Origin of the sequence: Pedobacter aquatilis (assembly GCF_032678405.1) — a bacterium.
Lineage (GTDB): Bacteria > Bacteroidota > Bacteroidia > Sphingobacteriales > Sphingobacteriaceae > Pedobacter > Pedobacter aquatilis_A.
The window spans coordinates 529,726-543,446 of record NZ_JAVTSJ010000001.1 but is presented as its reverse complement, the minus strand read 5'-3'; the positions used below and the strand labels follow the sequence as shown (position 1 = coordinate 543,446).

Here is a 13,721-nt window from a genome sequence, read left to right as displayed (position 1 = left end):
GGTTTCGTAAGATATACGATGATGATGAAAAAATTAATATTGTTGTTAGCAGGTTCGTTACTCCTGATGGTTAAACCAGTGTTAGCACAACAGGATGCACAGTACAGCCAGTATATGTTTAATGGGATTTACATTAATCCTGCTTATGCTGGTTACAAGGAAGTGTTAAATCTTCATAGTTTCTACCGCAGTCAATGGACAGGCATTCAGGGTGCACCCAGGAGTATGTCGCTCGCGGTTGATGCTTCTGCAAACAATGGTAACGTAGGTTTAGCTTTGCAGGTAGCTAGCGATAAACTTGGTGCACAAAATAACCTTAGCTTATACGGTAATTATGCCTATCGTATCAGGATGAATGATGACGGTAGCTCCAGATTGGCTTTAGGACTTGGACTTGGGATGGTAAATCTCTCAATAGATGGTTCGTTGCTTAATCCCAACGATCCTGAACTTACCCAGCCGGTTGGAACGCAAAGTACCATTGTACCTGATGCAAGGGCAGGTGTTTACTTTTCGAACGATAAATTTTATGCTGGCTTTTCTGTTGATAACCTCATTGCACAATACGTAAATATTGATAAGTATGCCTTTATTCCTCAGCCCAAACCACATTATTACCTTACAGCAGGTGCACTTTTTCCGTTAAATGAAGAGTTCCAGATTAAGCCATCATTTTTATTGAAAGATGACCGCGGAGGCCCAACAAGTTTAGATTTGAATGCCTTTTTAATGATTAAGGAGGTGCTTTGGATTGGAGGTTCTTATCGTACCGGTGTGAAGCTTTACGATAAAAGCTACTTGCAAAAAGACCTTACACCACGAAATTCAGTTGTAGCTGCCATTCAGATTTTCCCTTCACAGAAATTCAGAATCGGCTATGGTTATGATTTTTCAGTAGGTCCGTTACAAGGTTATAGTGGTGGAACACACGAAATTTCGATTGCTTTCTCGTTCCTGAAATCAAATATTAGAATGGCTACGCCAAGGGTATTTTAAATGCTATTATTTTATGAATCATCCGTACGCTAAAAATATAATGACGAAATTTTCACTAAGCATTGCAGTTCTGGTTTGTTTGTTTGTATTAAGTTTTAGTGCTAAATCACAGACTGTACTTAAAGAAGCCGACAAACAATACGAGCTTTATAATTATAATAAAGCGATCGAACTTTATGAGCAGGCTTATAAGAAAAAAGAAAGCTTACATGCCGCCGAACAGCTGGCTAGTGCTTATAGTTTAAATAATAATTACCAGCAGGCTGAACATTGGTTTTCCATTGCATCTAAAATGGAAAAAAGCAAAGCCGATAACCTCCTTGGCTACGCTAAAGCTTTACAAAACAATGCCAAATATGCAGAAGCTAAGGTTCAGTATTTAAATTATGCTGATAAAAATAAGGCGGTTACGCCTCAACAGCTTAATGTATGGACAGCTTCGTGTGATTCGGCTATAAGCTGGACTAAGAAACCAAAACCAGTTGATATAAAGAATGAAGCCTCGTTAAACAGTATTCAGTCAGATTGGGGAGCGGTAACCAATAAAGGAGCTGTTATATTTACTTCGGATAGAAATATTGGCAAACCTGAATCTACTAAAGATAAGCCATTCCTAAGGTTTGATGGTACTAAATCACTTGATAAAAATGTTTACGGCTGGGCTGGTCATGGCTATCTGAAATTGTATCAGAAATCCTCAACAACAGACAGTGTTCGCCTGCTGCCAATTGATAAGTTGGGTGATTACCATATCGGTTCTGCAAGTTTTACCAGTGATGGCAAAACGATGTATTTTACAATGACCAGAATTCCATCTGACCTGGAAAAAAGGAGAAATAAACCGAGTACTGTGAATGTAGAAATCTACAGCAGTATTCAGAATAATGATGGGAGCTGGAGTAAACCTGTTTCATTTGAATACAATAAAGTAAACGATTACTCAGTTGGCGACCCTTTTATTTCACCTGACGGACAAAAATTATATTTCGCTTCCAATATGCCTGGTGGTAAAGGTGGGACAGATATTTACTTCTGCTTAAAAACCAATGATGGGAAATGGGGTAAACCTAATAATTTAGCAGAAATAAACACATTTGGGAATGAACGTAGCCCTGCTTTAGATGCAAAAGGTAATGTATTCTTTGCGAGCGATGGAAGGGTTGGCATGGGTGGATTGGATATTTTCTTTGCTCAAAAAGATACGCATGGTTTTAGTAGTATTGTTAATTTGGGCTTTCCTGTAAATTCCCCTCAAGATGATTTTGCTTTTAGTTTAAATGAACAGGGAAATATTCAATATCTATCATCGAATAGAATTGGCGGTTTAGGTAGTGATGATATTTATACCATAACACAACGGCCGGTTATTGTTTTAAAACTCGAAGGACGTGTTTTCGATAGTAAACAGAATACCCCAATAGCAGGAGCAGTTGTAACATTGACAAAAGAAAAAGGAAATCAGCTAAAATTTGAAACCGATGATAAAGGCAATTATTGGTTTGCTTTAGATACTGCATCCAACTATCGGGTACTTGCAAAAAAAGGTGGTTTTTTTGCCAATGGCCAAGCGGTAAGTACTAAGGGATTGGTTACTTCAACTATTTTAGCTAAAGATATTTACCTCAATCAGATTGAAGTAAATAAAGCCATTAGGTTGAATAATATTTACTATGATTTCGATAGTGCCAAAATTTTAGATGTTGCCGCAATTGAGCTCAATAATCTTGTAAGCATTATGCAGGATAACCCGGAAATTTATATCGAGCTGGGTTCGCATACGGATAGTCGGGGTAAAGCCGATTATAATTTGAAATTATCACAGCGAAGAGCAGAATCTGCCCGGCAGTATATCATATCAAAAGGTATAAATATGGAACGCATAACGGCTAAAGGTTATGGTGATACAAAGTTACTTAACCGTTGTGCAAAAGGTGTAAAATGCACAGACATTGAACACCAGCTTAACCGACGAACCGAATTTAAGATTATCAAACAATAATTGTTACGAGAAAAGTTTCGGCACATTTAGCCGGAACTTTTTTATTTAAATACGGTTTCAGTAATTACCTTTCTACCTAACGCAATACTAAATATAATACAATGAACATAATGAATAATAATGCTTAACGCTCTATTCAGTAATGAACAGCTAAGAAAGGCAGAGTATTTTTACTGCAATTATTTCATTATCAATGCTATTCGATGGTTTCTGCCTTTTTTATGTTGTAAAAGATGACTAAATTAATAGAAATGGCATTGAATATGTGATTACAGCCTTATGTAATTTATTTGTAATAATCTTAAATTATGGATATTTTTCATACCTGAACACCAATAACAACGGATTCATTTGAGAGAATAACGAAGTTTGACTAATTATTAAAACATGTTAAAGGATATCTATCGGCAATTATTTTGTAAGTCGGCTGAGGCTGCTATGCTGGTTGAAGTGGGACAGAATGGAAATCATGTTATTGAAGTGACTGACTACTATTTAAAGCTGGCACGAATAGAAAAAAAAGACTTTTTGGAAACTTCGTCAACTAACTTCCTTTCAGGAATAACCAGTGATAAAAAAACAAGTCAAATTATTGCTGATGGTATTGCACATGCTTCGGCTACACATAAACAAGTTCAGGCCTTAGTTTACAGCGAGCATCTAAAAAAAACATTAGGCTTAAATATTAAGCCTATGGATGTAGAGTCAGTTAATACACCATATTTTATATTAACAATTGATGACACTAACCAGGATGGACAGGATTTAAGTGATGATTCTGCTCTCAATTTACAGCGATTTAATCATCTTATACAAAATGGTTTAAATATGATTTCTGTACTGGATGATAATGGTAACTATCTATACGTAAGCAATTCTTCACAGCCAGTGTTAGGTTTTGGATCTGACTATTACAATGGCAGGAATACTTTTGAGTTTTTTCATCCTGATGACATTGATGAAGCTAAAAAATCATTGCAAAATATCAATGGTAAAAGCAGCGTAGTATTAAAACCATTTCGTTTTAAACACAAGAATGGTAGCTGGCGTTGGATTGAAACAACACTTACCGATTTACGTAATGAACCCTCTGTAAAAGGAATCATTGCCAATTCAAGAGATATAACGGAACAGATAAATATCCAGAATGATATATTGCTATCTAACGAGCGGTATAATTACGTTACAAGGGCAACATCAGAAGCTATCTGGGACTGGGACTTAGTTTCTGGCTCATTGATTTGGGGCGAAGGATTTAATAAACTCTTTGGCTATAGTGAAAATGAACTTAATACAATAATAGACACCTGGTTCGAAAAAATTTATCCTGATGATTTAAATAGGGTTAACTCAAGTATTCATAAGGTGCTCGAAAATAAAGAAAGTAACTGGTTTGATGAGTACAGATTAAGAAAAGCCGATGGTAGCTATGCTTTCGTTGCTGACAAAGGATTTGTTATTTTTGATAAATCGGGTCATCCTGTAAGAATGGTTGGTGCACTTCAGGACATAACCAAAATGAAGCAGGAAGAGCAAAGGTTAAAACTACTCGAATCAGTGGTACTTAACACGACAGATTCGGTTGCCATTATGGAAGTAAATCCCGAGAAGTTTCCAATAAGTGAAATAGTCTATGTTAATGAGGCTTTTTGCCGGATGGCAGGTTATACATATAGTGAAATCATTGGTCAATCGCCGCGATTATTGGAAGGGCCAAGAACAGACCAGGAAGAGTTGAACCGGTTGGTTATTGATTTGTTAAAGGGATTGCCAGGCGAAGCAACGCTAATTAATTATAAAAAAAATGGTGATGAATTCTGGCTCAATTTATCAGTAACACCAATTGCGGATGATAAAGGAAACTTCAACCGTTGGATATCCATTCAAAGGGATATTACACAACAAAAGATAGAAACGATCAGACAGAACCTGCTTTCAGGAATCAGTTTATTATTTAACCGTTTTTCTGATATGAAGAGAACAACAGCACTTGTTCTCGATGAAATAAGTAGGTGCGGTAATTTCTGTACTGCCGAACTCTGGCTACCCGATGCAAACGACAGGCATGTGAAACTTTTTGCCCGTAGCAAAGCAGATGAATTGATGGAGCATTTCTATGTGGAGACAGCGAATTTTGGTACTGCTAAAAAGGGAGAAGGGCTTGCCGGAAGAGTTTGGCGTGATATGAAGCCTGAGGATACAAGTTTAACGGGTGATATTGTTGAAGGAATACGCATTCCGGCCGCAATAAAGGCAGGATTGAAACATATTTATGGCTTGCCTCTGATTTATAATGGCAAACTAACGGGAATCCTTATTCTTGCAGTTAGGCAACATCATAAACTGGAAGGAATGGCTATTCTTTCGGAAAATTTTTCTGAGTTTTTAGCCGGTGAAGTAAAACGTAAACTTCTTGAGCAGGAATTGGGTGAAGTTTTCGAATTTGCACCTGATATTTTAGCTACCCTTGATTACAAAGGTTATTTTAAAAGAATTAATCCTGCAGCTGCAGATTTGTTAGGTTACTCGGAAGCAGAGCTGCTTCAAAAACCTGCCAAATATTTTGTACACCCACTCGATCGATTATCAACCGCCAGGAAAATAAAAAAACTTACCGATGGCGATAAAGCCCTAAGTTTTGAAAACAGGTATATCACAAAATCTGGTCAGGTAAAGTGGCTTTCCTGGACTGCCAATGCAGTTTCTGCTGACGGACTAATATTTGCCGTTGCTAAAGATATTACGGAAAAGAAAATGCTTGCTGATTTACTTCAGAAAACCAACAGTTTGGCCCGTATTGGTAGTTGGGAGGTAAATGTTGCAGACAAAGCTGTTTTCTGGTCAGATGTTACCAAAGAAATAAGGGAAGCTGACCCTGATTTTAAACCAGATTTAGAAACAGGAATACACTATTTTAAAGATGGCAGGGATAAAGATACCATTAAAGCTAAAGTTGAAGCATGCATGCTTTATGGCACTCCCTGGGATGAGGAGCTTGAGATAGAAACGTTTAAAGGCAATTCTAAATGGATTAGAACCATCGGGCAGGCAGAGATGGTAGGTGGAAAATGTGTGAGAATTTTTGGTAGTTTTCAGGATATTGATGCACGTAAAAGGGCTGAGCTGCTTAACAAAAAGATTTTAAGGGAAGTTGCTGAATCCGAAAAAAGATACAGCGAACTTTTTCATTTTAGTCCATTACCCATGTGGGTTTACGATTCGGAAACCTTATGCTTTTTAGATGTTAATCTCGCTGCAATTAATCATTATGGGTTTAGCAGAGAAGAATTCCTTTCAATGACGATAAGGGATATCCGCCCGGAAGAAGAAATACCAGTATTGGAAAATACAATTGAAGAAATAAAAAAAGGAAACTCTTTTTATACCCGAGGTATATATAAGCATAAGCTAAAAGATGGAACGGTTATACGTGCTGATGTTAGAAGCAATCCCATGCTTTTTAAAGGACGGAAAGCTAAGCTGATTGTTTCAGCCGATATTACCAAAGAGTTGCTTCATATAAATGCTATTGAGGAAAAAAATGCCAAGTTGGAAGAAATTGCATGGATACAATCGCACACGGTTAGGGCACCTTTGGCAAGAATTATGGGATTAGTTGATATACTTTCTAACAATAGAGAACAAAAAGTAATGTCGCAAAGCGATATAATTAGTCACATTGAAAGCTCTGCGGAAGAGCTTGATGTTATCATAAAAGAAATTACAGCAAAATCTGATAAAACAAAGTAAAAATTAATGAGCGAGCGTGAAATTTTGGTAATAGATGATGACCCGATAATTCTAATGATCCATCAGGCGGTGCTTGAGTTGGCATTGCCCGGAATAACATGTCGGTATTTTGAGGATGCCGGGGATGCATTGCTTTACTTAGAAGGACAAGCTAAAAGTGATAAAAAATTTCTACTTTTTTTAGATATTAATATGCCGATGATTAGTGGATGGGACTTATTAGAAGAAATAAATGACAGCAATTTTAAAGATAATATTTCTGTTGTCATGGTTACATCATCCGTAAATGAAAGCGATAAAATTAAAGCGAATACATATGGTAATATTTATGATTTTATAAGTAAACCCTTAAAACAGGAATACATAGATAAACTTAAAAATATAGAAGAAATTAGGCCATTTGTTTCACAACAAACAGACTGAAATTTAATGGAAGCGCTATGAAACCATCAGAAAAATCTGGCTACAACTGTGTAATTCTCGACGATGATCCCTTAAGTGTTTTCTTACTTGAAAATTATATCTCAAATATTAGTAAATTAACACTAACCGGCAGTTTCACCGATCCGGTTGCTGCTATGGCCGCATTTCAGAATTACAAAATAATCGACTTCCTGTTTATTGATATCGGTATGGAAATTTCAGGTTTGGATTTGGCAAGAATGCTTAAAAAAAAGGTAAAGTATATTATTTTTATAACAGGACATGAAGAATTTGCTGTTAAAGCTTTCGAAAACGGCGATGCATATTTGATTAAACCAGTAGATTTTGATCTCGTTCTTAAAGCAATTAACAGTTTAATTGCCAAAAACTTACAAAGGAACAGAAAGCTTTAGTATATATAGCCTAGTTGCCGTTTAAAATATTGGCCTTGAATAGCTTTTACGCAATTTTAATATAACAAGATGAACTTCATTATAACTTCATAATTCTGTATTTATTTCGTACTAGAATTAATCAACAGATAACCCTAGTTTATTGATGTTTCATCTGCTTTGTGGAGTACTAATCTTTAAAAATTTTAGCTGTTTGATCAATTAATAAAAAATAAATCAGATAAACTATCAGTAAAAAGATGAAGAGAAATGTCATGCTATTTGGCCTGTGTGCTTTACTTTACGTAACAGGTTGTACCGAGAAAAAAGAAGAAAAAGAAGAAGAAGTTACTTATGCGGTTACCACACCGATAAAGATCGATACTTCTTTCACAAAGGAGTATGTTTCGCAGATAAAATCTGTTAGAAATATCGAAATCCGTGCTCAGGAGAAAGGTTTTTTGCAAAATATTTATGTTGATGAGGGACAACGTGTTCATGCCGGACAGGTTTTGTTCCGTATTATGCCTAAAATGCTTCAGGCAGAGTTACTCAAAGCACAGGCAGAAACTAAGTCTGCAGAAATCGAACTCGAAAACACAAAATTACTGTCAGATAAAAATGTAGTTTCTAAAAATGAACTTGCTATGGCTAAAGCTAAATTGCAGGCCGCAAATGCAGAAACTGCATTAGCAAAGCTACATTTAGGTTTTACCGAGATCAAGGCACCATTCGATGGAACAATCGATCGTATTCCTCTAAAGCTTGGAAGCCTTGTTGACGAAGGGGCATTACTCACCAGCCTTTCAGATAACAGTCAGGTTTTTGCCTATTTCAATGTTTCTGAACCTGAATATTTAAGTTATCAATCGGCAGCAAAAGCAAAAGGCGATCAGGAAGTAGGTTTATTACTTGCAAACAATGAGCTGCTTAAATCAAAAGGTAAGGTAGAAGTTATTGAAAGTGAGTTTAATAACGAAACCGGTAATATTGCTTTCCGTGCAAGATTTAATAATGCAGATAACTTACTTAGAAATGGTGAAACAGGTAAAATTCAGATGCTTGTGCCATTAAAAAATGCTTTGGTAATTCCTCAAAAAGCAACTTATGAAATCCAGGACAAAACTTTCGTTTTTGTGGTAGGAAATGATGATAAAGTACATTCAAGAGAAATTACCATTGCTACAGAAATTCCAGATTTATATGTGGTTGGTGCAGGATTAAAAGAAGGTGATAAGATTTTATTAGAAGGTGTTCAAAAAGTAAAAGACGACGATAAAATCAAATTTAAACTTCTGGATCCAAAAAGCGTAATCAGCAAATTGAGAATTGCAGCAGAGTAGTCAACCCATTTTAATTTAATTTTATGTTCGGTAAATTCATACAAAGGCCAGTCCTTTCTATCGTAATATCACTTATAATTGTGTTTTTAGGGGTATTGGCCATTACAGGCCTTCCGGTAACACAATTTCCCTCAATATCACCTCCAAAGGTTAACATTACAGCAGAGTATCCTGGAGCAAATAACGAGTTGCTTATCAAGTCGGTTGTTATTCCACTAGAGCGTGCCTTAAATGGTGTTCCTGGAATGAAATATATTGCTTCTGATGCCGGTAACGATGGTGAAGCAAGTATCCAGGTCGTTTTCAAATTAGGAACTGATCCCAATCAGGCTTCATTAAACGTTCAAAACCGCGTAGCGGCAGTTACCAATAAGTTACCTCCTTTAGTTATTCGAGAGGGCGTTAAAATAAGCAGGGAAGAGCCAAACATGTTAATGTACATTAACTTGTATAGCAAAGACCCTAAAATGAATCAGAATTTCCTTTATAATTTTGCTGATATCAATATTCTGGCAGAATTAAAAAGGGTAGATGGTGTCGGTTTCGCTGATATTCTTGGTGATCGTGATTACGCCATGCGTATCTGGTTAAAGCCCGACAGGATGCAGGCTTACAAAATCTCTCCTGATGAGGTAATGGATGCTTTAGGTAAACAGAGTTTAGAAGCTTCGCCAGGTAAAACGGGTGAAAGTTCGGGTTTACGATCGCAGGCATTCGAATATGTTCTGAAATATTCAGGTCGTTTTACAACTACTGAACAATACGGCGATATTGTTTTACGTGCAAATGCCAATGGTGAAATGTTGCGTTTGAAAGATGTGGCAGATATTAGTTTCAGTTCATCTTTTTATAATCTTTATTCTACCTTAAACGGACGCTCTTCTGCCGCTATTGTTTTAAAACAATCTTACGGAAGTAATGCAACACAGGTAATTAAAGATGTTAAGGCAAAGATGGAAGAAATTAAAGCTTCATCTTTCCCTAAAGGTATCGATTATGAAATCAGTTACGACGTTTCTAAATTCTTAGATGCATCTATTGAGAAAGTAGTACACACACTTGTAGAAGCCTTCATTCTTGTGGGTTTGGTGGTGTTCCTGTTTCTGGGCGATTGGCGTTCAACATTAATTCCTGCTATTGCAGTACCTGTTTCCCTAATCGGAACATTTGTATTCATGCAATTTTTTGGGATTACCTTAAACCTGATTACCCTCTTTGCCTTGGTTATGGCCATTGGGGTAGTAGTTGATGATGCCATTGTGGTTATTGAGGCCGTGCATGCCAAGATGGAACACGATCCGAAATTAAGCGTATTAAAAGCCACCCAGCTGGCCATGCGGGAAATTAGTGGTGCCATTATAGCCATCACTTTCCTTATGGCTGCTGTGTTTATTCCGGTGACATTTATGTCGGGGCCAGTTGGTATTTTTTATCGACAGTTCTCTATAACCATGGCAACGGCAATTATTTTATCAGGTGTAGTTGCGCTTACATTAACACCTGCACTTTGTGCCATCATGCTTAAAAATAACCATGGTAAACCTAAAAAGAAAACATTTATTGATAAGTTTTTAGATGCTTTTAACCGTGGCTTTTACAAGTTAACCGGTCGTTATGAACGCATTTTAAGTAAAGTGGTTAGCCGACGTGTGTTTACCTTTGGTACTTTAGCTCTTTTCTGTGTAGGCGTTTACTTTATCAGTAATAGTGTTCCATCTGGTTTTATCCCGAATGAAGATCAGGGAATGGTTTATGCGATTATTCAAACGCCTCCTGGTTCTACGCTCGAACGTACAAATCAGGCCGCTGAGAAACTTCAAAAAATGTCAGAAGATATTGAAGGGGTAAAATCAGTTTCGTCACTTGCTGGTTATGAGGTGTTATCTGAAGGTACTGGTTCAAATACAGGTACCTGTTTAATTAACCTTAAAGACTGGAGCGAACGTAAAAATTCGGCAGCTGATGTTATCCGTGAACTTGAAGAGAAAGCAAAAGAAATTCCGGGTGCTACTGTAGAGTTTTTCCAACCACCGGCAGTACCGGGTTATGGAGCGGCAGGTGGTTTCGAGTGTCGTATGCTTGATATTGCAGGTTCGGGTGATTACAAAAAAATGGAATCTGTTGCGAAAGATTTTGTTCGCGAACTAAATAAACGTAAAGAGCTTTCATCAGTATTTACATTTTACAGTGCCAGTTTCCCGCAATATATGCTACATATTGATAACGACCTTGCGCAACAAAAAGGCGTTAGTATCGATAATGCAATGAGTACACTTTCTACTTATGTAGGTAGTGATTATGAAACCAGTTTCATTAAGTATGACCGTCCTTATAAAGTAATTGTTCAGGCTTTGCCACAATACCGTGCTTTGCCTGAAGACATCCTGAAGCTTTATGTGAAAAATGACAAAGAAGAAATGGTGCCATTCTCTGCTTTTATGACGATGGAAAAAGTTTATGGTCCTTCGGAGATTACCCGTCATAATATGCACAATGCAGCCGAAATTAGCGGCCAGGCAGCGCCTGGTTATAGTTCAGGACAAGCCATCGCAGCAATTAACGAAGTGGCACAAAAAACACTTCCACGTGGTTATGGAATTGACTGGGCGGGTATTTCTAAAGATGAGGTTTCAAGGGGTAATGAGGCTGTTTATATTTTCTTAATCTGTTTAGGTTTCGTTTACTTAATCCTGGCAGCACAGTACGAGAGTTTCATCCTGCCGTTATCGGTAATTTTATCACTACCTACAGGTATTTTCGGTGCATTCCTTTTTGTTAAACTTTTTGGTTTAGAAAACAATATCTACGCACAGGTTGCAATGGTAATGCTTATTGGTTTGCTTGGTAAAAATGCCGTACTGATTGTCGAGTTTGCAGCCCAGCGACACAGTCAGGGGGTTACCATTTTAAAAGCAGCGATGGAAGGTGCTGCAATCAGGTTCAGACCAATTTTAATGACTTCATTCGCTTTCGTGGCAGGTTTAATTCCTTTGATGATTGCAACCGGGCCAGGTAAAATCGGAAACAGAACAATTGGTACCGCCGCTGCCGGAGGTATGCTCTTGGGAACCATATTCGGTGTAGTAATTATACCAGGCTTGTATTATATTTTTGGTTCAATTGCCGCTAAGCGTAAGCTTATTAAAATTGAAGAAGAACATCCGTTAACTGAAGAAATTGAAGATAATGTTTAGAAAAAATATTTATAAATACGCTGGTTTAGCAATAATATGCGCTGCCTATTCGGCTTGTAAAGTGCCTGATTTTGCCCAACGTAACGAAAATAAAAACGTACCTGTGAGCTTTGGCAGCTCGCATGATAGTACAAACACTGCCAAATTGCAGTGGCGCCAGTTTTTTACTGATCCAAATCTTGTGAGCCTGATTGATACTGCACTCAAAAATAATCAGGAGCTTAATGTTACGTTGCAGGAGATTGAAATTGCAAGAAACGAAATCAAAGCAAAAAAAGGTGAACTGTTACCAAGTGTGGGTTATAGGGTAGGTGCTGGATTGGAAAAAGTAGGTCGTTATACAAGTTCAGGTGCTGGTGATGCTTCTACAGATATTACACCTGGTAAAGAAGTGCCTGAAGTATTGCCTGATTATGGCTTTGGTTTACAGGCAAACTGGGAAGCCGATATCTGGCATAAATTGCGTAACTCAAAAAAGGCAGCCGTAACACGTTACCTTTCTACGGTTGAGGGAAAGAACTTTGTAATTACCAATCTGGTTGCTGAGGTGGCAAACTCTTATTATGAGTTACTTGCACTGGACAACCAGTTAGCAATTGTAAAGCAAAATATTTCCTTGCAAAGTAATGCTTTGGAGCTGATGAAAATTCAAAAACAGGCTACCAGAGTTACTGAATTAGCGGTGAGAAAGTTTGAAGCGGAGGTGTTAAGCTCAAAAAGTTTGGAATTCGATATTCAGCAGAATATTACTGAAACTGAGAATAAGATTAACTTCCTGTTAGGGCGTTTTCCACAGCCTATCGTAAGAAATCATGGTAACTTCACTGATCTTGTACCTCCTGCAGTACAAACCGGATTGCCATCTCAGTTATTGGCAAATCGTCCGGATATTAAACAGGCTGAATATGATTTAGCTGCTGCCAAATTAGATGTTAAAGTAGCTAAAGCACAGTTCTACCCTTCGTTGGGCATTTCTGCTACAATAGGCTACCAGGCTTTTAACCCTTCGTATTTATTACGTACACCTGAGTCATTAGCTTATTCCTTAGCTGCTGATTTGGCGGGTCCGCTAATTAATCGTAATGCAATAAAAGCCGAATACCTAACTGCCAATGCAAAACAGTTACAGGCCGTTTTTAACTACGAAAAAACAATTTTGAACGGTTATATCGAAGTGGCAAACCAAATGTCGAACATTAATAACCTGCAAAAAAGCTTCGATTTAAAATCGAAGCAGGTTTTAGCACTTACACAATCAATTGATATTTCTAACGATTTGTTTAGAGCGGCAAGGGCAGATTATTTTGAGGTATTGATGACACAACGTGATGCTTTGCAATCAAAACTTGAATTAATAGAAACCAAGAAGCAGCAGTTAAGTGCTGTAGTATATATTTACAGGGCGCTTGGTGGTGGCTGGAATTAAAGAAAAATAGTTTAGCATATAAAAGGGATAATTTTTCAATTATCCCTTTTTTTATGATATTATTTGGGACAAAAAAAATGAGAATACGACCTAAGTCATACTCCCATTTATCTAAATTAACGCTCTCAGGAACTAAGGTATTGTTCCTCTTTTTAATATGCAAGTTTTTTAACAAAAAATATATTATTTATTTAAAAC

8 protein-coding genes are annotated in these 13,721 nt (G+C 37.2%); all 8 read left to right on the top strand.

What is annotated here, in order from left to right; translation table 11 throughout:
* Nucleotides 1-24 precede the first annotated feature (24 nt).
* The 8 genes from R2R71_RS02380 (at nt 25) to R2R71_RS02345 (ending at nt 13,523) form a co-directional block, all read left to right on the top strand.
* Nucleotides 25-996, top strand: coding sequence for a type IX secretion system membrane protein PorP/SprF (locus R2R71_RS02380; protein WP_316829640.1), 972 nt, complete (start codon nt 25-27; stop codon nt 994-996).
* Between the two features lie 40 nt (nt 997-1,036).
* Entirely contained in the window at nt 1,037-2,995 is a 1,959-nt protein-coding gene (locus tag R2R71_RS02375; RefSeq protein WP_316829639.1) for an OmpA family protein, read from the top strand.
* A gap of 387 nt (nt 2,996-3,382) precedes the next feature.
* Nucleotides 3,383-6,745: a PAS domain S-box protein gene (locus R2R71_RS02370; protein ID WP_316829638.1), complete on the top strand. Its 3,363-nt coding sequence runs from the start codon at nt 3,383-3,385 to the stop codon at nt 6,743-6,745.
* Nucleotides 6,746-6,751: 6 nt separating this feature from the next.
* Nucleotides 6,752-7,168, top strand: coding sequence for a response regulator (locus R2R71_RS02365; RefSeq protein ID WP_316829637.1), 417 nt, complete (start codon nt 6,752-6,754; stop codon nt 7,166-7,168).
* A 17-nt stretch (nt 7,169-7,185) separates the two neighbouring features.
* Nucleotides 7,186-7,581, top strand: coding sequence for a LytR/AlgR family response regulator transcription factor (locus R2R71_RS02360; RefSeq protein WP_316829636.1), 396 nt, complete (start codon nt 7,186-7,188; stop codon nt 7,579-7,581).
* A gap of 239 nt (nt 7,582-7,820) precedes the next feature.
* Nucleotides 7,821-8,903: an efflux RND transporter periplasmic adaptor subunit gene (locus R2R71_RS02355; protein ID WP_316829635.1), complete on the top strand. Its 1,083-nt coding sequence runs from the start codon at nt 7,821-7,823 to the stop codon at nt 8,901-8,903.
* Between the two features lie 23 nt (nt 8,904-8,926).
* Nucleotides 8,927-12,097, top strand: a complete 3,171-nt coding sequence (locus R2R71_RS02350) for an efflux RND transporter permease subunit (protein ID WP_316829634.1) — start codon at nt 8,927-8,929, stop codon at nt 12,095-12,097.
* A complete protein-coding gene (locus R2R71_RS02345; RefSeq protein WP_316829633.1) occupies nt 12,090-13,523 on the top strand; it encodes an efflux transporter outer membrane subunit in 1,434 nt (477 codons plus the stop codon). Before R2R71_RS02350 ends, R2R71_RS02345 begins: the two co-directional genes overlap by 8 nt.
* Nucleotides 13,524-13,721: the final 198 nt, after the last annotated feature.

Excerpts from the sequence above, each read along its gene's own strand:
- R2R71_RS02345 (WP_316829633.1), top strand. The coding sequence starts at position 12,090 with ATGTTTAGAAAAAATATTTATAAATACGCTGGTTTAGCAATAATATGC.
- R2R71_RS02355 (WP_316829635.1), top strand. The coding sequence starts at position 7,821 with ATGAAGAGAAATGTCATGCTATTTGGCCTGTGTGCTTTACTTTACGTA.
- R2R71_RS02375 (WP_316829639.1), top strand. The coding sequence starts at position 1,037 with ATGACGAAATTTTCACTAAGCATTGCAGTTCTGGTTTGTTTGTTTGTA.
- R2R71_RS02350 (WP_316829634.1), top strand. The coding sequence starts at position 8,927 with ATGTTCGGTAAATTCATACAAAGGCCAGTCCTTTCTATCGTAATATCA.
- R2R71_RS02370 (WP_316829638.1), top strand. The coding sequence starts at position 3,383 with ATGTTAAAGGATATCTATCGGCAATTATTTTGTAAGTCGGCTGAGGCT.
- R2R71_RS02380 (WP_316829640.1), top strand. The coding sequence starts at position 25 with ATGAAAAAATTAATATTGTTGTTAGCAGGTTCGTTACTCCTGATGGTT.
- R2R71_RS02365 (WP_316829637.1), top strand. The coding sequence starts at position 6,752 with ATGAGCGAGCGTGAAATTTTGGTAATAGATGATGACCCGATAATTCTA.
- R2R71_RS02360 (WP_316829636.1), top strand. The coding sequence starts at position 7,186 with ATGAAACCATCAGAAAAATCTGGCTACAACTGTGTAATTCTCGACGAT.